Below are 21,002 nucleotides of genomic sequence, written 5' to 3' on the forward strand. Positions count from 1 at the left end.
ATGATTAAGTAACAGGAGTTAACGGTGGTAATTGGACCCTTTATCAACGCCGGTGCCGTATTGTTAGGCGGCGTACTCGGCGCAGTGTTAAGCCAGCGGTTGCCGGAACGTATTCGCACCTCGATGCCCTCCATATTTGGCCTGGCCTCGTTAGGCATCGGCATCCTTTTGGTGATCAAATGCGCCAACCTGCCCGTCATGGTGCTCGCGACCCTGCTCGGCGCGCTCATTGGTGAATTTTGCTACCTGGAAAAAGGCATCAATAATGCGGTAGGCAAAGCCAAAAACCTGATCGCCCGCCCGGGCAAGGCGAAACACGGCACCCATGAGTCGTTTATTCAAAACTATGTCGCGATAATTATTCTGTTTTGCGCCAGCGGCACCGGGATTTTCGGTTCCATGCAGGAAGGGATGACGGGTGACCCAAGCATATTGATTGCGAAGGCGTTTCTTGATTTCTTTACGGCCACTATTTTTGCCACCACGCTCGGCATTGCCGTAGCCGCGATTTGCGTACCGATGCTGCTGATCCAGCTGGCGCTTGCCACCTGCGCCACGCTGATCCTGCCCCTGACGACACCTGCGATGATGGCGGACTTCACCGCGGTTGGCGGCCTGCTGCTGCTGGCGACAGGGTTGCGTATCTGCGGAATCAAGATGTTTGCCGTGGTGAACATGCTGCCCGCGTTGCTGCTCGCCATGCCGCTCTCCGCGCTCTGGACGCACTTTTTCGCTTAAGAGTGCGGCGAAATGGTGAGAGATTGCGCAGTCTGTAACGAAAACAACATTTTTCGTTGACGGCAGAGGGCAGATCGGGTTTAATGCGCCCCGTTGCCCGGATAGCTCAGTCGGTAGAGCAGGGGATTGAAAATCCCCGTGTCCTTGGTTCGATTCCGAGTCCGGGCACCACTATTTAAAGAAACCAGCCTTAGGGCTGGTTTTTTGCTTTCTGGGGTTCCGGTAGATTTCTGGTCGTTTTGACCGCTAATGTCGCTGCTTTACCTCTTTCATCCGGCCTAAACATTTCTTCTAAGTCCCCCCTCTGACCACTGTAGCCTTGTCTGTCAGACTTCAAATCACCAATACACCAGCCCTGACTCCACTTCCCAGCCGTCAATAGTGCCCCCTATATCAAACCGAACATTTTTCACCCTGATTGATTTAGCTTTAGTCATGTCTTGGGTATTATGCTCGCGATATCAATATGATTCATGAGGGATTATGACCAGAGCACTGGTAAGGCTTGGAGACAAGACCACAAGCGGCGGAGAGGTGATTTCAGCTTCTTCGACGATTATTGAAGGCCGGAATATTGCCCTGAATGGCGATATGGCATGGTGCCCAAAAGATATCTGCAACGGGCCATTTCAGATCAATGGCACTGCGTATTACTTTGCTGAAAACAAGCCCTGCGTAGCCACGGGCGATCAGGTACTTTGCAACTGCAAAAACAATCAGGTGCTGGGCAGTACGACGATTTGGGTGGAAGATAGTCCGAGCGATCCTTTTGAGGAGCATCGCAAGCGGGCAGCGGAATGGCCCATGAACAAAATAGCTGCCGCCGCTATAGCCGCTGTCCCGGTGTTTGCAAAGTCTGTCCTGCGTGGTACTGGTAATACCGATGCCGGGGAGTCAGAAGAGCCACAAAGCAACATCGGCGAAATGAGTTTCTATCAGTCACAACCCACTCAGCCAGACCCTGAGCCAGAACAACACGCACAGGCCGCAAAGAAGAAGAAAAATGCACAGCCACCAGAGCCACCGAAGAAATCACTCTTCGATAAAGTCACAGGCTTTTTCTTTGGTGAAGCGGAAGCTATGCCTCTAGTCGCAGGGTCCGCCGAAGCCGGGATGGCTGCCTCTGCCGGGGGGGCAACGGCTAAAGCCAGTCAGGACGCCGCCAAAGCGTTAACACACTCGATAAAGCACCTTTCCGGGCCTGAGATCTGGAACGGTAAGCTGGCGATGAATCTGCCCTTCGTAGTCATGGGAGCCATCATTCAGTCACAGCTAAAGGGTGAGAAGAGTGATCTACTCACGCCGGAGAAGTTGGCAGACGTGGCCCACAGCAAGGGAACCGTTCCAACCCGTGTTCGCTATAATTGGGTGACAGACGAGGAAAGTGGAAAGCTGAAAGCGGTTGGCTATCACACAAGTGCAGCCAGTGGACGTGATCAGGTCAGGGTCCGAATGCTTGAGAAACAGAGCGACGGCAGTTATGAATTCTGGGGAGACGAACGAAGCGATAAGCCGCTAATCACATGGACACCAGCAAACACGCCGGGTTCACAAGCTGGCTGGAACACAGGGAATAACAGCCCACAGGCAGGAACCGTCACGATACCGGGGCTTGAGCACCCGGATATTCAGAGCGTGACCATCACCACCACGCCACCACCACAGGAAAAGGACTTCCGGGATTACATTCTGGTGTTTCCGGGCAACGTACATCCGCCAATCTACATCTACCTCAGCAAGCCTCCTGTGGAACTGCTGGAAGTAGCCCGCTATTGCGATTTCGAAGGTCGCTCGCGACAGGGGAAATACCATGTTGACCATATGCCGTCAAGGCAAGCTGTTATTCTATATTTGAAACGCGAATACCCAGACCTTGATGATCAAATCATAAAACAGATGTCAGATAGAGTTGCTGCAATCGCTATTCCTGCGAAGGTTCATAGGAAACTAAGCGCAACTTATGGTGGAAGGAACATGAGTCAAAAAGGTCCCGATTCCTATAATCTACGAGCGGCTATTGATAAAGACTTTGATACAATAAAGGAATCATTAAAAGAGCTAGGTGCAACTGACAAGCTGTTAGAAGAAAAACGTTTAGAGATGCATGAAATTAACAAAAATGAAGGGTTATACTAATGACTGCAAACGTTGAAGTATTGATTAGAAGCTTGGGTAAAGGTTATCAAGCTGTATTCGATGCTGGAATAATACCTTACAAAACAAGGCCTCAAGGAACTCAAAGTGATGAGTTCTTGTCTATCGACATGAAAAAAGAAGGGATTTTTCTTTCTTTCAAAAACAATCAAGAAAAAACGTTATCGCAAGTTATTATTAAAATATTGAAGAAAGGCAGAGACCGATATTTCCCTAACGAATTGCCGACGCCATTCCAAGTTGAAATGTCACGTCGATGGGTACATGAAAATTTCGGAGAACCAGAAAATAGCATTCCCCCAAGAGTTATTATGAAACAGGAAATTGGCTGGGTTGAACGTTTCACCGTTGTGGATTTTCATATTCCTATCACAATGCAGATACGATATGACATGGAAGAAATGGTAGAAGCAGTAACATTTTTGCCAACATCAGATCTTCGCTGGTAATTGTCATAGCGGCACCTCTCTGGGTGCCGTTTCCGGTCCCCTTAGCCTCACATTGAGACTATACGCTCAGCCCTTAAGGAGCGTGGCGTAACCGATAGTCAAATCGATGAAGCCAAAGCTAAGATGCATCAATTAAATCAGGAACTGGGACTATACTAGCAAGGTGATGTAATCATCTAACCAGTTAATGAATTTGCCTTCTCTTTGATAATAGTCAAGTGTCAAAGAGGAGGTCGAAACATTTGACGTTTTTTCATATAGTTATCGCCATCCCGCCTGGAGAGCAAACCCGCTACTTATTTTTTCTCTGAAGGTAATTTACGTGATCTATATATGAGAAATGCGTTATTCGTTTGATATGCCCTGCCACCGATAAGAGCTTATGTTAAGGTAACCCCCTAAATGATAAAATCAGGGGCAACAGTACGTTATGGTTACTTTATCTCTTTTTAATAACAAAGGTGGAGTAGGTAAAACAACTCTTACATGGAACCTCAGCGTTGCTTTAGCAGCCAAAGGTAAATCCGTTTTGCTGATCGATTTCGATCCTCAATGCAACCTTTCAATTGCTACGCTCGGCGATACAAATTTCGCAAGGCTTTTAGAAACTAACGCTCAGAAGCCCTTTGGTCAAACCATTAGGGCTTTTGGTCAACCTTACATTCAGCAGAACAGACCTCCAGAAGTAATTATTAATCATCCCAAGCACCCAATGCCTAGACAGGCTGGTCATTTAGACATCGTGGCGGGCGACTTCTGGCTTAACAACCTTTCAGACACGCTCAATGTCGGTACAGACTTAATTGCTGGTACAAGCATTTATCGCTTCCTGATGCCCTATTTAATTTCAGAGGCAGCATCACAAACTAGTGGTGTTGATTACGACTTCGTATTGATTGATCTTCCACCTTCATTCAATACGTTAGTTCGCTCTGCTTTGTACTGCTCCGATTACTTCATTGTCCCATGCACAGCAGATATGTTTTCGGCCTACTGCATCGGTTTGATCGGCGAGATGCTTCCAAAATTTGCGACTGATTGGCAACAAGGTGTAGCACGTTACCTTGCTGGTAATGTTCATGATGCCGTTTTACAGACTAAAGGGCAGCCGAAATTTGCCGGATGGGTGTTCAATGGTTTTGATATGAGAAAAAAACAGGGTGCAACTGTAGCAACTGAGGTAGGTGCTGACCTAGCACACAGAAACGTGATTAGCACGGCAGTCCAAAATGCATTAATTCCTAGTTTGGCTACCATAACTTCTTACAATGCAGTGCCAAGTTTTGTTACCTCAGACCCTGTAGCAAAAGTAGAAGACCTAAACGTCATGGCACCAGACAGCATTATTCAAAGCGTACCGCTTAAATATCTCCAAAGTGTGCGCCCAACTAGACAGGTTTTAGTTCGTGGTCAATGGGCACCAAACCAAATTGATCTCATGGACAAAATGGATGTTGAACATGACAGGCTAGCTGACCATGTGATCGCTAATTGTATCTAAAGCAATTATTGATTGATGGTACAAAACAGTGGTACATTCGGAATCGAAGCGTAAAGGTAACTTACTGTTATTCGGTGATTTCGTTGTTGTGGCAATGAATCCTTGGTTCGATTCCGAGTCCGGGCACCACTATTTAAAAAAACCAGCCTTAGGGCTGGTTTTTTGCTTTCTGGGGCAGGTCAATACAAATATTCCAGTATTTCATCACCCCGATACAGCATCCCTCTTCCGCGAGTATTTTTATCTAAGTACATTAGTTAAAGCGGAAGGGTAGAAATATAATTGCTAAATACTCTTCACCAAATCCCCCAGCGTCACCATCAACATCATCGGGTCCATCGGTGATGGCTCAAACCCCACCCGCAGATAAAATTCCCGCGCTTCATCCGACAGGGCATGAACCAACATTCCGCGGATGCCGATGGTCTCCGCCACCTGGATCACCCGCAGCCCGGCGTCGCGTAACAGCGCCCGACCAACGCCCAGCCCATGAAGCGACTGATCTACCGCCAGGCGTCCCAGCACCACAACAGGGATGGGATCGGACATATTGCGACGAAAGCGGCCGGAATTGGTAAGTAACTGAAAGTTCCCGATCCCGGGCACCAAATCAAGACTTCTACACGCCCTTTTATCCACGTCATCCCGACCACTGCGTCAGCAGCGCATACAATTTAGCGGGCTCCAGAGGCTTACGCAGCACCAGGTACCCTTCCTGTTCTGCCTCCAGCAGAACCGGTGAATTAAATTCGCCGCTGACTATCGCGCCGCTCATATCCGGCAGACGTTCAAAAAGCGCTTTAAGAACGTCGAAGCCGCTTTCGCCGGATCGCAGGCGCTGGTCGCACAGCACGGCGAACGGCTTAAAGCCCTCGTCGATTATGGCGAACGCTTCTTCAGCGGAGGCCGCGCAGCGCACGTTGATTCCCCATACGCTCATCAGGCTCTCCCAGGCAGACGTCACCAGCGGGTCGTCATCGACGACCAGGCAGGAACCGTGCAGCGGTGCATAGCGTACCGGCGTGGCGGTGCTATCACAGGCGGGTGGAGTGTCCAGCGTGATGTCTTCGCCAGCATATTGAGTGAAGCGCATCCAGAAGCGTGAGCCTTTACCCTCAATGGATTGCATCCCGTACTTCACCTTCATCAGCTTGGCACAACGGGCCACTACGGCCAGTCCCAGCCCGTGTCCGGCGCTGTCTATCTTCCATGCCAGCTCAGGGCGATAGTAAGGTGAGAAGATTTTACCTTTCTCGTCATCGGCGATACCGACACCCGTATCCCACACCTCTACCATACACTCCTCACCGCGTGGTCGGATGGCGACCAGTACGCCCCCCTGTAGCGTGTAGCGAAGGGCGTTTTGAATCAGGTTAATCAGGGATTGTCGCACCAGCAGCGGATCGCCTGTCACGTAGATGCGGCGTTTGGGTCGACGGGTAGACAGCCGCAGGGCACGGCTGTTGGCCTCTTCGCGAAACAGCGTGATCACCGAGTCAAGCAGAGCACCGATATCCACTTTGGTCGGGGCAGAAAGGACATTCCCGGATTCAATTTTGCTGAGATCGAGCAGAGAGTTAAGCATTAAATGTACCGAACGAACGCTCTGCTGCAGGTCAAGGAGTTGCGGCGTCAGGCTATCGTCCCGGTTTCGGTGGAGAATGGCTTCGATCAGAAAACCCATGGCGTGCACGGGCTGGCGCAGATCGTGGCTGGCGGTTGTCAGAAACTGATTTTTATCCAGCAGAGCCTGCTCCGCGTCCTCTTTGGCCTGACGAAACTGTTCCGCCAGGCGCGAGCTTTTTTCCTCAAGAAGCGCTTGCTGTATAAAGAACGCGTGTGACGTTAATGCATGGCGGTAAATCGCGAAACCGTAAAGCAGATTCAGCATGAGCACGATGAACATCAACTCATCCAACCGCCAGATAATGCCGAGGTTCAGCACCCCCCAGGAGGCGAAGAAAAAGCGCGTAAAGGTGCTGATGACCGGCGTCAGATGTGTCGCATTGGCGGCGACGATAGCGGCGATGCTGATATTAAGGAGCAGGAAAAAGTCAAAGTTCTGCGTCTGCGGGGTAATTAAATAGAGTGATGAAATGCCCAGCCCGTGAATAAAGGCGATATTATTAATACGCGGAAGCCAGCGTCGCAGCACGTCCTTTTCAATATTGTCTTTCGCTTCGCGCTGATAGCGTCGATGCAATATTCGTATCGCCACTGCACATAGCAGATAAATGGTTATCCAGGTAATCGTTGGGCCAAGGTCATCCCCAAGCATATAAATCCAGATGGCGAAAGGGATCCCGACAAAGGGCACTGCGCTAAAGCTAAACACCAGCCGCAGAAAGGTGTTGTTTAGCAAACGGATCTGCGCCGGAGGAGAGATACCCTCGTTCTGTAAGCTCTGGAAAAACCTCATTCCGACGGTTCCTGCTTGCCATGCAGAAGCGTGATGGCCTCTACCCTGCTGTTAACACCTATCTTTTTCAATATATTGCTGATGTGTTCTTTGACCGTGGGCTCAGAAATTGAAAGCTGCGCGGCGATTCTTTTATTTGGCAGGCCACGCATAATCATATTTAACACATCTATTTGCCGCGGCGTTAAGTTAAATTTACTTAACTTATCATTATTCGACTGAACGGAAATTTCGCTTCCATCAGGGAACCAGGTCAAATTATTAGTGAGTGTGAAAACGGCCTGTGAGAACATTTCAGGCGGTTCGCTTTTCAATACAAAACCGTGCCCCCCGGCGGCATGAACTTTCCGCCAGAGATCATTATTGTCATCCCCGCTGACCACCAGGAGTCGTATCTGTGGGTAAAGTTGTTTCACTTCTTTGAGTAATTTCAACGCCGTTCCGGACGAGAGCCAAAAATCGATTACCAGCAAACGTGGCGGGCCATTATCCCTAATTTGACGGTAGCAATCGTCTTCATTCGTCACCACATACGCCTGCTTAAATTGGCAATGTGTAATCAGATAATTGGCAATGCCGCTAGCGACCAATGGATGGTCATCAACGACCAACGCATAATTCTGTCCCAAAGGGTCCTCCTTTAACCTTCGCATATCTGAGAGTACAGATGAATTATTTTCTACCCACCCTACTTTAGGAGGGTTTTTTCGATTAGGAAAGGGAAATATATTATTCGCTGATTTGAGTAAATGAAAACATAAATACAATCAGTGAAATTAACTGATTGGATATCAAGGATAATTTATGAAAAAACCTCTCGTCTTTTTAACCGTTACGTTGATGCTAACCGGTTGTTCCACGCTGAAAACCGATCAGGCTATTCCACTCCTGCAGGCGGAGACCGCTAAAATGCTGGGGCTGGGCTCATCGGATGAAATAACCGTGACCAATGTTAATGGCGCCCAGCCGGACGCACTGGGTGGACAAAAGCTGTCTTATCGCGCCACGACGGAAAAAGGGCGTATTTTCGATTGCTCATCAATGATGATGCCGGGGATTTTAGGATCCGCACCGACACTCAGCGCGCCAACCTGTACCCCTGTCGTCACTCATAAATAATTAACTTCAAATCAAAAGGCGTACATAAATAACGCCTTTTATATTTTCTGACGTATCTGAGTTTTCATAAAAACGATTTTCCAGACATCACGCTAATGAGTACGGAGATAGCCCGTGAATAACTCTACATCGCATGCTTTAGCGGTTAAGACGCCGCTTTCCAGACTTTACCTCGCTCTATTTTCCGCGCCGCTGTTACTGCTTTCACCTGCCGATTTCGCACGTGCAGCCGATGCAATTTTTGATGGCGACGCGCGTATTACCGAAACGCTGGGTTACACCGGAGATGTTTACGTTGGACGTAATCAACGCGGAAACCTGCTGATCGATAATGGCAAAATCACTGCCTATAACATCAATATCGGTCGACTGTTCGACGGCCAAATTTATGAAAGCGTGGTCACGGTTCGTGGGCCAAACGCTGAGCTTAACGCGGTGAACGATCGGTACGTCCTGCGCGGTGACCTTAATCTTGGCCTCGGCACCCTGCGTGTCGAAGAGGGCGCGCTGGCGAGCGCGAAGGAGATCGTTGTCGGCACCACCCGCGGCTACGACAGCCACCTTATCGCCACGGGTGCGGGTTCTCGCGTGACCAGTAATTTTCTCAGCGTAGGCACCGATCTGGGGGCACGCTCCACGCTGGCGATTGAAGACGGCGCGGCGCTCAGCACTGCCTACGATGCGCGCATTGGCAACGGTACCGGACCGGGTGAAACCGACACGCTGAGCCCGAAAGCCACCGTCACGGGGAGCGGCTCACAGTGGAATGTTGGCCGTACATTGACGCTTTATGGCGACCTGGACGTGCTGAACGGCGGAACGGTTAACGTTGGCGGCGTGCAGGTGGCGGGCGTCTCCGGGGCGGGTAAAACCGCCGAGCTGGTTATTGCGGGCAAAGACTCGCGCTTTACCAGCGGCAGCAGCGTGAGCGTGGGCGATTATGGCAATGGCGTGCTGTCTGTGATTGACGGCGGTTCATTTTCCGCTGGTAGCAATACGCTGATCGTGGGGACTTCGGGTTCCGGTTCGAACCGGGGTGCGCTCATCATCGGCAGCCGCGGCAATATGGACACCGGCACGGGTTTAACTGAGCCAACGCTTGGCACAGCGGGCGGCGCGGGTACTCTCGATGCGAATACGGCAATCAGCCTGCGCGGCGGGCTGTTCGGCAGCTATGTCTACTTCAACCATACCGACGGAAATTACGTCTTCAGCAACACGATGAGCGGTGAAGGTGAGGTGATCAATACCTCCGGGCAGACAACGCTAAACGGCGATCTTTCAGCCCTGCAGGCGAACGTGACCGCGCGCGGTGGCAAAGTCATTATTGCCAGCAATATCAACACCCAGCCAGAAGATGATATTTTTGATATTCAGACCCTTAGCGCCGAGAACGGCGGGACGCTGATCCTCAACGCGACGGCGGGATCCGACGTTAGCAACGGGCTGGGCTACAGCAGCGCCGCGTCAATCAAAGCCGGCGGCACGCTGGGAGGGAACGGCACGCTGGGCCAGACCGAGATCCTGTCCGGCGGCCATATCTCGCCCGGTGACGGCAATATCGGTACGTTGACGCTGAAACGCTATCTGAACTTTATCGGCGAATCCTTCTATGATGTTGATATTGCCGGAGATGGTCGCAGCGACCAGCTGCTGGTATCGGGTAAAACCACCATCAGCGATCAGGCTCAGGTACAGGTCACCGCGCTGGATCCGCAAACCAGCTACAAAACGGGTCAAAGCTATCGCATTTTAACCTCCGACGGGGGAATTGACGGTCAGTTCGCGGGGGCGATCTCCAAATCTGCCTTCCTGGACGTGGCGCTCAAGCAGGGCACCAACGCCGTCGATCTGACCATCGCGCAGAAAGAGACCGGCGGCGAGAATCCGGGAGGCGAAAATCCGGGCGGTGAAAACCCGGGCGGTGAAAACCCCGGAGGCGAAAACCCGGGCGGTGAGAATCCTGGCGGTGAGAATCCTGGCGGTGAAAACCCGGGCAGCGGCAAGCCGGGCATTTTCCAGACCGTGGCCAAAAGCAGCAACCAGTGGAATACCGCCGGTGCGCTCTCCACGCTGACGCAAAGCGGCCCGTCGCTGGCGCTGTACAACTCGCTGCTGGTGCTGAGCGCGCCGGAAGCGCGCGAAGCGTTCAACCAGCTGTCCGGTGAAGTTTATCCGTCAATGCAGTCCAACCTGATCGCGGGCAGCACGCAGGTGTTTAACGTGTTAAACCAACGTATGCAGCGCGCGTTTGATAACGACAGCCTGCCGATACCATCGTTATCGATGTCGCTGGTGCAGCAGCCGGAGCCGCAAAATAACGGCGTCTGGGGTCAGACCTTCAGTTCATGGAGCCGAAACAACGGCGACGATAACGTGGGCAAGCTGGATGGCAATACCACCGGCTTCCTGCTGGGGGCAGATCGCAAGCTGGCGGATCATAACGTGCGTGTCGGTGGCTACTTCGGCTACAGCCGCGGTGATTACGACGTCGATAGCCGTCGTTCCTCAACGGATACCGACAATTACCATCTTGGCCTGTATGCAGCGGGTCAACAGGATGCGTTCTCCCTGCGCGGCGCGCTGGGTTATACCTGGCACAAGATCGAAGGCGAGCGCACTGTTGATTTCAGCGGCTTCTCGGATCGTCTGAAGTCGGATTACGACGCCAACTCGCTGCTGGCGTTCACCGAAGCAGGCTACCGTTTCGGCCAGCCTGATATGAATATTGAGCCGTTCGTCAATTTATCGTACGTCCGACTGCATACCGACAGTTTCAGGGAAGACGGCGGTGCCGCCGCGCTGAGCGTACGTAACGAAACGATGAACACCTTCTATTCCACCCTCGGGGTGCGCGGTGTGACCGAGCTACCGAAGAACGTTAACCTCTACGGTTCGTTGGGCTGGCAGCACGCCTATGGCGATAAGAACACCTCTTCGCGCATGGCGTTTGCGGGCAGCGACACGTTCATTACCCAGGGTCAAGCCGTGGATGAGGACGTGATGGTAGGTGATATCGGCGTGAGCGTACAGCTGTCGCGAGCGGCGACGCTGGATGTGGGTTATCAGGGGCAATATGGTGCGGATACCCGCGTCAACTCGGTTAACGCGAATCTGCGCTGGTCGTTCTGAATTATTTCTATTAAACGAACCCGCCCTTGTGGCGGGTTCTTGCTTTTGGGCACTCAGGAATTCAGGGATCGTTCCCACCTGCGTCCAGCAGTTTGTTTTTAAAGATAAACAAACACGCCTCGTTGAAGTTCTCCACTCCCAGGCGTTCCGAGAGCGTCGTTCGTTTGCGATAGAGGCTTTTCACCGACGTATTCAGCTCCTCGGCAATGGCTTCCATCGACATCCCTGCCCTCAGCAACCGCAACATGATCGCTTCGTGCGTGCCAGGCCGTAAATTCAGTAGCCACCTCGTGGTCAGGCGTCTGCCCTTCATATTAAGAATCAGATTAAACAGCGAGGCCATATCCGGCGCGGTGAGCGACGTGTTCATAAATAACTTCATACTGAGCAGATTCTCCTCGCGGTGTCGCATATCAAGCATAACGCAGCAGATTGTTTTTTTCGTTCTGGCCGGATGGCGTATCAGGTAATCATATAAACGGAGCGGAGCACGACTATCAATCAACACAGAATATTCATCTGCACCGCTATCAAATATGTTTCTGTCAATCTTGTCGAGCAGGATAATATCCGGAAAAAAAATCCGCATCCCCCTCACAAGGTAGCGATCCTGAGTCACTAACACTATTGAAGTTGCCACTAACCATCCCTTTTAGATTAAAGCAAGAACGATCCTTCAGAAAGAAGGCCGCCTTCGTTTTATAGCGCTGTTATTTTAACGATAAATGTATTCTGGCTTTAGATATCCCTCAATACAGACATTGATGAGAAAGACTTCCTGTAGACTATCATTCAATGGCTGCCATTAATTATAAATAAAAAACAATCGCAGAAAAGTCACTTCTCTAAACATTAAGAATTTTTGTCATGAAACTTCCCAAATATGTACCAGAAAGTACTTTAATTGACACAGCAAAACCGCATAAAAAATATATAACCGGCTGTTACAATAAAAATAAATTAAATAAATTTCAACAAGTTACAAATAAACCATCAATTCAATAAAAACGTTAAAAACCGCTCGATACAGAATTATCTCAAAACGATAAACCCGCTTTTCAACATATTTATCAGGCAACATATCAGGTGTACATTAGCTTTCACCCAATCCCCTGAGATAAGGATCCATAATTACCTTTAGGTAAGTATCCCACAACATCACTGCATTTAGATTTAATGTTCTCATTTATGGCCTTTAACGCTGAGTTTAAAGGCGGCCGTGTTATGCAATGGATTCACGATAAACAAATGGCAAATAGATATGGAAAGATCGCTTCGCTTCAATACGTTATTCTTTTATCGCACCCCAACATTATTGTTCCTGTTATTCCTCTTTCCTGTTCTGGCTCAGGCGACTGAATCCGTTTATGAGCAACAGATTCAACAGGCGCGTAACGGTAATTACACGCCGTTTCTCGATTATCTTCAGCGTTACCAGCAGCAGCATGCCCTGACACCTGAACACGTTGCGGACTGGTTACAGGTGGCAGCCTGGGCGGGTCATGATGACGAGGTTATTCAGGTCTGGCAGCGTTACGGCATTTATATGCCGCTGCCTGCCCGCGGCGTTGCTGCCGTCGCGCAATCCAGGCGAAATCAAAAAGCGTGGCAGCCAGCCCTGGCGCTCTGGAAAGAGGCGCGTAGCCTTGCGCCAGATAACGACGATTATCGTATCGGCTATATAAAAACCCTGGCCGATGCCCGCATGGATACGCTTGCCCTACAGGAAGCCCAACGGCTGGTGGCGGAAAATCCCTCTCAGGCGCATCTTCAGACGCTCTCCTATGTCTGGTTACGCCAGGGGAAAAGCTGGGATCGGCTTCTGGCAGACACGCGCGCGCTGAATATCGCACCGGAGAATAAAGCGCTCCTCAGCGAGCTGATCGACGCGCTTACGGATAACCGGGTGAATACCCCCGCGCTCCAGCTTTCACAAAGCATGACGCTGTCTCCCGCGGAGCGTCGACGTCTTGAGCGTAGTGCCGCCGCCGAACGCGTTCGCCTTGCCGATGTGCCTGGCAGAACAGAAAAGGAGCGCCTGCAGCTTGCGCAATCCGCGCTGAATCGTTACGACGCCCTTCTTGCTCGCTGGCAAAACGAGCCGCAGGCGGCGGAAGACATCGTCCTTGCGCGTATCGACAGGCTTGGCGCGCTGTACGCCCATGCTGATTACCCACAGGTGATAAGCGAATATCAGGATCTTACGGCAGCCCGGCATCCGGTGCCGGGCTGGGCAATCGGCTGGGTCATCTCCGCGTATCTGCAGGAGAAAAACGCGGCCGCCGCCTTCGCGCTTCTGCAACGCTATCCGCAATATGCTTCCGACCCGCAGGATGAGGAGCACGCGCTTTTTTACGCCTGGCTGGATACGGGAGAGTACCAGGCCGCCCGCCAGTACGTTGAGCGCCAGACCCGCGACGTCCCCTGGACCCGTTACGATTTCGGCTCCCCTACCCCTCAGCCGAACGACAGGTGGCTTACCGGTCAGTCGCTCCGTTTTAACTATTTGCTGGCGACGAATGCCCTGCCGGAAGCCGAAACGCTGGCGCACCGTCTGGCGACAACGGCGCCGGGCAATCAGGGTTTACAGATTGACTACGCCACCCTGCTTCAGGCGCGGGGCCTGCCGCGCGCGGCCGAGCAAAAGCTGAAAACGACGGAGGCGCTGGAGCCGTCCAATACAGAGCTAGAGCAACAGCAGGCCTACGTTGCGATGGACCTACAGGAGTGGCGACAGATGGATTTACTGGCCGACGACGTGCTGGCTCGCGCGCCCGCCGACCGCAGCGCCAGGCGTCTCGACAGGCTCCGAACGGTCCACCACATGTCCGAACTGCGCCTCAACGCGGGCAAGGGCTTGCACTCCGATAACCCCGTCAGCGGTACACACGACCTGAACTGGGACGCCACGCTCTATGGCCCACCCGTAGCGGATAACTGGCGGCTGTTTGCGGGCACCCGCTATGCGCAGAGTAATTTCGAAGAAGGCAAAGGCACAAGCCGTCACCTTTTGGGCGGCGTCGAATGGCGGCCACGCGACCTCCAGCTCGAAGCCGAACTCTCCAGCAACCGCTATCACGGTGAAAACAAGCCGGGCGCTCGCCTCTCAACGACGTACTTTGCGACCGATAGCTGGCAGGTCAGCGGCAGCCTTGAGCGCCTGTCACGCACCACGCCCCTTCGGGCGTTACGCAATGGAATTAGCGCCAACCGGGGTGAAGGCGGAGTGCGCTGGTACCAAAACGAGCGGCGTGAGTACCAGTTCAGCGCCGCCCTCAGCCGCTTCTCCGATCGTAACCGTCGCCAGGAATACACCCTCACGGGTAAGGAGCGTCTCTGGCAGACCCCGTCCCTGACGCTGGATCTCGAACCGGGGATCGCCGCCAGTAAAAACAGCCTGCGGGACACGCTCTATTACAACCCGGCGCGGGATCTGTCCGTGACGGCTGCCCTGGCCGTTGACCATGAGATGTATCGCCATTACGACACCCTCTGGAGCCAGCAGTTCGTGGCGGGAGGCGGCAGCTACTGGCAGAAAAATCAGTCCGCTGGCGCGATCGCCCTGCTGGGTTACGGGCAACGCGTTCAGTGGAACAACGTTATCGATACCGGCGTGATGCTGAACTGGGATAAGCGCCCTTACGACGGCAAACGCGAGAGCAACCTCTCCGTCACGTTTGACGCGACTTTACGCTTTTAAGGATGAATATGCTGAACACACGTTTTTCCGTGAGCCTGATACTCCTCGGCTGGCTCTGCCTCAGCGCGAGCGTCTGCGCGCAGGCGATCTCGTTCATTGCGCCCAAAGCGCGGCCGCAGCAGGAGGCAAGTAAACCCTGGCCGAAGAACCAGTTTCTGGTCCTGGCCTATCACGACGTAGAAGATGATGCCGCCGACCAGCGCTACCTCTCCGTTCGCACCAGCGCGTTAAACGAGCAGATAAGCTGGCTTCTGCACAACGGCTATCACGCCATCAGCGTGCAGGACATTCTCGATGCGCATGACGGGAAAAAAACGCTGCCGCCAAAGGCCGTTCTGCTCAGCTTTGACGACGGTTACAGCAGCTTCTACACCCGCGTCTGGCCGCTGCTTCAGGCGTGGAACGTCCCTGCGCTGTGGGCGCCGGTGGGCAGTTGGGTCGATACGCCAGCGAATCAAAAGGTGAATTTTGGCGGCCTGATGACGCCCCGGGATCGCTTTGCGACGTGGGACATGGTGCGCGAGCTCAGCCAGTCACCGCTGATTGAGATCGGCTCGCATACCTGGGCCTCGCATTACGGCATTCCGGCCAACCCGCAGGGCAGCCGGGAACCGGCGATCGCCAACCGCTTTTATGACAAAGCAACGGGCCGCTATGAAACTGACCAGCAGTTCAACCAGCGGATCGGCGATGACGTTCGCAAAGTGACTGAAAAAATCACGCAGGTGACGGGCAAAGCGCCGCGCGCCTGGGTCTGGCCTTACGGCGCCGCCAGCGGTACCTCGCTCGCTATCGCCAGACAGCAGGGTTACCAGCTGGCCTTTACCCTTGAGGACGGGCTGGGGAATGTGCAGGATCTGGGCAACATCCCCCGCCTGCTGATCGCCGGAAATCCCTCGCTCAAGGCGTTTGCCAGTACGGTCAGCCAGGTTCAGGAGCACGATCCCGTGCGCGTCATGCACGTCGATCTCGACTACGTTTACGATCCCGATCCGGCCCAGCAGACCCAAAACATCAACAGGCTGATCCAGCGGGTCTATGACATGAAAATCAGCCATGTTTTCCTGCAGGCGTTTGCCGACCCGCAGGGCGACGGCAGGATCACGGCGCTCTATTTCCCCAACCGTCGTTTGCCGGTTCGGGCCGATCTCTTTAATTTTGTCGCCTGGCAGCTACAAACCCGCGCGGGGGTAAAAGTCTTCGCGTGGATGCCGGTGCTCTCGTTCGATCTCGATCCTTCCCTGCCGCGCGTGCAGCGCCGGGATCGTCAAACCGGCCAGCTGCGCGAAGCCACCGAGCCCTATATCCGACTCTCCCCGTGGGACCCGCAGGTGCGCCAGCAGGTGACGGATATCTATGAAGATCTGGCCCGCTATGCCAGCTTCAATGGGATTTTGTTCCATGACGATGCGGTGCTGACGGACGTGGAAGATGCCGGACAGGACACGACTCGCCAGAAGAGCCAGCGGCTTATCGGCTTTACCCGCACTCTGAGCCAGGCGGTGAAAAACATCCGCGGCCCGCAGATAAAAACTGCCCGCAACATGTTCGCCTTACCCATTCTGCAGCCCGAAAGCGAGGCGTGGTTTGCGCAGAATCTTGATGATTTTCTGGCGGAATATGACTGGACGGTGCCAATGGCCATGCCGCTGATGGAGTCCGTCCCGGCAGACGAGAGCGATGCCTGGCTGACGCGTCTGGTTAACGCGGTCGCCGCGCGGCCCGGCGCGCTCGATAAAACGATTTTTGAGCTGCAGGCCAGGGACTGGAACCAGAAGCCGCAACGCGCCGTTGCCGATAGCCAGCTTGCGCAGTGGATGCGCGTGCTCCAGCTGAACGGCGTCAAAAATTACGGTTACTACCCCGACGACTTCCTCAACAACCAACCTGATATCTCGCGCATCAGGCCTGAATTTTCTTCGTACTGGTACCCTGACAATGACTGATCGCATTATCGCATTCTCTATTTTATGTCTGGTATTCGGGTTGCCGTTGGGCGTGGCCGCCCTCTTTACCGGCGAACTGATTCTGGATTTTGTGTTCTTCTGGCCGCTGTTCATGTCGGTGCTCTGGATAACCGGCGGCCTCTATTTCTGGTATCAGCTTGAACGCCACTGGTCGTGGGATAAAGACACGCCTGCCCCGACGCTCGCCGGTGAGCCGCTCATCTCCATTCTTATCCCCTGCTTCAACGAGGGACGAAATGCGCGGGAGACCATCAGCGCCGCGCTGGAGCAGCGGTATGAAAATATCGAAGTTATCGCCATCAACGACGGCTCGTCTGACAACACGGCGGAGGTTTTGCAGGCGCTGGCGCAGGAACAGCCGCGCCTGCGCGTAATTAACCTCGCGGAGAACCAAGGGAAAGCGCTGGCGCTCAAAGCCGGGGCAGCGGCGGCGAGGGGCGATCTGCTGGTCTGCATTGACGGCGACGCCCTGCTCGATCGCGATACCGCCGCGTATCTGGTGGCACCGCTGATTCAGTACCCCCACGTCGGGGCGGTTACCGGGAACCCGCGCATTCGCACGCGCTCCACGCTGATTGGCCGCATTCAGGTGGGTGAGTTCTCCTCCATCATTGGGCTCATTAAGCGGACGCAGCGGATCTATGGCCGGGTCTTTACCGTCTCCGGCGTCATCGCCGCCTTTCGCCGACAGGCGCTGGCGGACGTCGGGTACTGGAGCCCGGACATGATCACCGAAGATATCGACATCAGCTGGAAGCTCCAGCTGCGCCACTGGGATATCTTTTTTGAGCCGCGAGCGCTGTGCTGGATCCTGATGCCGGAGACGCTGAAGGGCCTGTGGAAACAGCGTCTGCGCTGGTCCCAGGGAGGCGCGGAGGTATTTCTGGTCAACCTGCGCAGGATTGTGCGCTGGGAGCATCACCGGATGTGGCCGCTGTTTATGGAGTACGCGCTGTCAACGCTGTGGGCCTTCGCGTACGCGATGACGGTGCTGCTGTTCATCATCAGCCATGTCGCGCCTATTCCCGCCAGGCTGACCGTGGAGAGCCTTTTTCCACCGGAGTTTACCGGGCTGCTGCTGGGCGTGATGTGCCTGCTGCAGTTCCTGGTCAGCTTGTTCATCGAGCGACGCTATGAACGAAAAGTAGCCAGCTCGCTTTTCTGGGTGATCTGGTTCCCGATGGTGTACTGGATGATTGGCCTGTTCACCACCCTCGTCGCATTTCCAAAAGTCATGCTTAAACGTCAGCGTGCCCGCGCGCGCTGGATCAGTCCGGACCGGGGAAAAGGAAGCCTTCAATGAACGAAAATACCTTAATTTTGACCGAGCATCGTCTCTTGCCACGTCTTTTCGATGCCGCGTTAACGCTGGTGGCGTGGGGAGGATTTCTGTTTTTCCTGTATGCCCGGCTCTGGATGCAGCTAACCGATGAGAGCGACCACCGCTGGGGCGTGATTATCGCGTCCTTTAATACGGTGTTGCTCTACCTGCTGTTCGCCGCGCTCAACGGCTGGCTGCTGATTTTGTGGTATCAGTACAACCGCCGCCGCGCCCACGTGAGACGTCGTCAGCCGGGCTATTTTCACCAGGAGGAGCTGGCCCGCAGCTTTAATGTCTCACCGCAGATCATCTCCGAGATGAGCCAGTACAACCTGCTGACGGTGTATCACGATCGGATTGGCCGCATCATCGATCTGAAGGTAAGCGAGCAGCTGGAAGAGGAAGAACAGTAACGAAAAGCCCCCGCAGGATACCCTGCGGGGGCTTTGTTATAGCGGGTGTGAACTACTTGTCTTTAACCATTATCAGCGGCTCGATATCGCTCTCTTTTTTCACCACCAGCTAATCCTCCTTTTCAACATAAATATATCTAACTCAAAAATAACAAATTACACCGTCAAAAAGTATTTCCAAAATAACCATTTCGTTTTCTCAATGAAGTATCCATGCAGCAAAACCGACTCAAAAACACACTCTTTTCATATGAATAAACGTAAAATCTCAAAATCATACTTCTCATCTTTTAGAAAAAGTACTCACTGTAAGATGTTACCTGTGACTCAGGCTCTGTTAAAAATGATACACAAAGTACTTTTTAGCATCAAAATCTTGATCAACTTCACATAACCAGAATTCAAAATTGCTTAAAACCTCATATCCTATATTAATGATTTTATAAATCAGTTAGTTGACAAGCATTGTTTTCTACATATCACACTTTAAAGCACAGCCAATATCTTTGGAGCCATTAATGGAATTCGAGAATGATTTAACTCGTAAAATCCTTGATCCAATACACGGGATTATAAGACTTACGAATTTAGAAATGGCAGTTATTGACCACCCTTTATTTCAACGATTAAGAAACATTAAACAAAACTCTTTTCTGTATAAAGTTTTTCCATCCGCTGTTCATAGCCGATTCGAACACTCATTAGGTGTTCTACATTTATCATATGAAATAATAGAAAACCTTCGACTCAATGCCATTAGATATAATAATAAATATCAAGATGGGCATGTCTTTTGTTATATCAATGAAATCCCCAGTTGTCATATACAAGAATTAAGATTAGCTGCACTCCTTCATGATGTAGGGCATGGTCCAATGTCGCATCAGTTTGAAAGTTTTATGCCGACAAAGAATGAACTAAAATCTTTCTTAAAAAATAAACATCATGAAATATTCAACCTCATAGAAAAAGACGATACTCCCGTAGAGCATGAGCATATCTCTTTAATTTTTGCATCAATGATTTTCGCTGACATAAATAAAGAAAAAAATCTTCTGGGAAACATCAACACAGAAAATGTTTTAAAAATTATTGAAAAAGAATATGGCGACAGAAAAATTTCGTGCAAAATTGGCCAAAATGAAATTGATTTACTTCCTTTATTAACATCTATCATATCATCCTGCCCAATTGATGCCGACAGGATGGATTATCTGCTAAGAGACAGTTATTTCTCAGGTGTAAAGAGTGGGATTTATGACTACAATAGACTTTTTATGTCTATTGTACCTGTAGAATCAGAAGGTAAACTTTTTCTAGCTTATAAAGAAAGCGGAATTGACTCTGTTGTCGAGTTCATTGGAGCAAGATCAAGTCTTTTTTCTCAAATTTATTTTCATAAAACTAATCGTTCCATTTCATCAATGCTTAATAAACTTTGCGAGAATATGAAGTCCACCGCCCAGAAGAATCTTATCATTGACGAACTGCGAACAAAAAAAGCTTCAGGGCAAAACCCGGAACATCTAATGTCTGATTTCTATCTTGATTGTAGCGACGACCATTTTCTCAATGAAAAGCTGGGATTGTGGATAGATAAAACAAACAATATTTCGAGCAATAAAAAAATACTCAATGACATTATCGAAAGACGTCCTTGGTCAAAAGTGTTCGAGAAAAAATATTACGTTAAAAACGTTACTATAAATGATACAACTTCGAAAGAACTCATCGCATCAATTAAAGATGAATTAAATAAACTAGTTAACTCACATTTCAATAAAGATCAATTTTGCATTGATATACAAACAGATGTAGCATTTAAGGATATACAAAAAACAGAAGTTAAACTTCTTGTTAAAAACCTTAACAATAGCTATACAGCAAAACGTCTTGATGAATGTGGGTATAAACTTAATCAGTATCAAACTATCCATTATATAATCCGTGTATTTATTGATAGAAATGCAACTAACTTTTCTTATTTTAAAGAAAGCCTTCCTTCCGAAATCAACGCAATAGTAGAAAACTATCTACCCATGAAATAAATAAGGAATCATGTAGCCCAGATACATCTGGGCTACGATTG

14 protein-coding genes, 1 tRNA gene and 1 pseudogene are annotated in these 21,002 nt (G+C 51.4%); 12 read left to right on the forward strand and 4 right to left on the reverse strand.

Annotation, left to right across the window (positions count from 1 at the left end; translation table 11 throughout):
• Positions 1–24: 24 nt before the first annotated feature.
• The 5 genes from AC2T6E_RS13140 (at position 25) to AC2T6E_RS13160 (ending at position 4,842) form a co-directional block, all read left to right on the forward strand.
• The gene (locus tag AC2T6E_RS13140) at positions 25–738 is read left to right on the forward strand and encodes a DUF554 domain-containing protein (RefSeq protein WP_108416254.1); all 714 of its coding nucleotides are present in this window, start codon (positions 25–27) and stop codon (positions 736–738) included.
• 95 nt (positions 739–833) lie between these two features.
• Positions 834–909, forward strand: a tRNA-Phe gene (locus tag AC2T6E_RS13145).
• Positions 910–1,221: 312 nt separating this feature from the next.
• Positions 1,222–2,874, forward strand: a complete 1,653-nt coding sequence (locus AC2T6E_RS13150) for an S-type pyocin domain-containing protein (RefSeq protein WP_447854444.1) — start codon at positions 1,222–1,224, stop codon at positions 2,872–2,874.
• On the forward strand, positions 2,874–3,341 hold the full coding sequence (locus AC2T6E_RS13155; protein ID WP_447854443.1) for a DUF6392 family protein: 468 nt from the start codon (positions 2,874–2,876) through the stop codon (positions 3,339–3,341). The genes AC2T6E_RS13150 and AC2T6E_RS13155 overlap by 1 nt, the downstream gene beginning before the upstream one ends.
• Positions 3,342–3,771: 430 nt before the next feature.
• Positions 3,772–4,842, forward strand: coding sequence for a ParA family protein (locus AC2T6E_RS13160; protein ID WP_447854442.1), 1,071 nt, complete (start codon positions 3,772–3,774; stop codon positions 4,840–4,842).
• 285 nt (positions 4,843–5,127) lie between these two features.
• Here the strand turns inward: AC2T6E_RS13160 and AC2T6E_RS13165 are convergent.
• The 3 genes and pseudogenes from AC2T6E_RS13165 to AC2T6E_RS13175 all read right to left on the reverse strand — a co-directional run.
• Positions 5,128–5,418, reverse strand: a pseudogene (locus AC2T6E_RS13165) (GNAT family N-acetyltransferase); the annotation flags it as partial.
• Between the two features lie 64 nt (positions 5,419–5,482).
• Complete coding sequence (locus tag AC2T6E_RS13170; RefSeq protein WP_174341545.1) at positions 5,483–7,261, reverse strand: hybrid sensor histidine kinase/response regulator; 1,779 nt, start codon at positions 7,259–7,261, stop codon at positions 5,483–5,485.
• Positions 7,258–7,890 (reverse strand): response regulator transcription factor, encoded by a 633-nt coding sequence (locus tag AC2T6E_RS13175; RefSeq protein WP_214605830.1) that lies wholly within the window; start codon positions 7,888–7,890, stop codon positions 7,258–7,260. Before AC2T6E_RS13175 ends, AC2T6E_RS13170 begins: the two co-directional genes overlap by 4 nt.
• A gap of 175 nt (positions 7,891–8,065) precedes the next feature.
• On the opposite strand from AC2T6E_RS13175, the gene AC2T6E_RS13180 reads away from it, so the two are divergent.
• Entirely contained in the window at positions 8,066–8,380 is a 315-nt protein-coding gene (locus tag AC2T6E_RS13180; protein ID WP_010435531.1) for a lipoprotein, read from the forward strand.
• Positions 8,381–8,494: 114 nt separating this feature from the next.
• Positions 8,495–11,512 carry an autotransporter outer membrane beta-barrel domain-containing protein gene (locus AC2T6E_RS13185; protein ID WP_320742412.1) on the forward strand — a complete coding sequence of 1,006 codons (3,018 nt, stop codon included), beginning with the start codon at positions 8,495–8,497 and terminating at the stop codon, positions 11,510–11,512.
• 61 nt (positions 11,513–11,573) lie between these two features.
• On the opposite strand, the gene AC2T6E_RS13190 is transcribed toward AC2T6E_RS13185, so the two are convergent.
• Positions 11,574–12,101: a helix-turn-helix domain-containing protein gene (locus AC2T6E_RS13190; protein ID WP_174341586.1), complete on the reverse strand. Its 528-nt coding sequence runs from the start codon at positions 12,099–12,101 to the stop codon at positions 11,574–11,576.
• Between the two features lie 672 nt (positions 12,102–12,773).
• On the opposite strand from AC2T6E_RS13190, the gene pgaA reads away from it, so the two are divergent.
• From pgaA to AC2T6E_RS13215, 5 genes are all read left to right on the forward strand, one after another.
• Positions 12,774–15,212, forward strand: a complete 2,439-nt coding sequence (gene pgaA, locus AC2T6E_RS13195) for a poly-beta-1,6 N-acetyl-D-glucosamine export porin PgaA (RefSeq protein ID WP_458667581.1) — start codon at positions 12,774–12,776, stop codon at positions 15,210–15,212.
• Between the two features lie 8 nt (positions 15,213–15,220).
• Entirely contained in the window at positions 15,221–17,158 is a 1,938-nt protein-coding gene (gene pgaB / locus AC2T6E_RS13200; protein ID WP_458667582.1) for a poly-beta-1,6-N-acetyl-D-glucosamine N-deacetylase PgaB, read from the forward strand.
• Entirely contained in the window at positions 17,151–18,482 is a 1,332-nt protein-coding gene (gene pgaC, locus AC2T6E_RS13205; RefSeq protein WP_458667584.1) for a poly-beta-1,6-N-acetyl-D-glucosamine synthase, read from the forward strand. The genes pgaB and pgaC overlap by 8 nt, the downstream gene beginning before the upstream one ends.
• Positions 18,479–18,913, forward strand: a complete 435-nt coding sequence (gene pgaD, locus AC2T6E_RS13210; RefSeq protein ID WP_316467854.1) for a poly-beta-1,6-N-acetyl-D-glucosamine biosynthesis protein PgaD — start codon at positions 18,479–18,481, stop codon at positions 18,911–18,913. Before pgaC ends, pgaD begins: the two co-directional genes overlap by 4 nt.
• A 518-nt stretch (positions 18,914–19,431) precedes the next feature.
• Positions 19,432–20,961 carry an HD domain-containing protein gene (locus AC2T6E_RS13215; RefSeq protein ID WP_458667586.1) on the forward strand — a complete coding sequence of 510 codons (1,530 nt, stop codon included), beginning with the start codon at positions 19,432–19,434 and terminating at the stop codon, positions 20,959–20,961.
• The last annotated feature ends 41 nt before the right edge of the window (positions 20,962–21,002 follow it).

Source organism: Enterobacter sp. B79-1 (assembly GCF_057444735.1).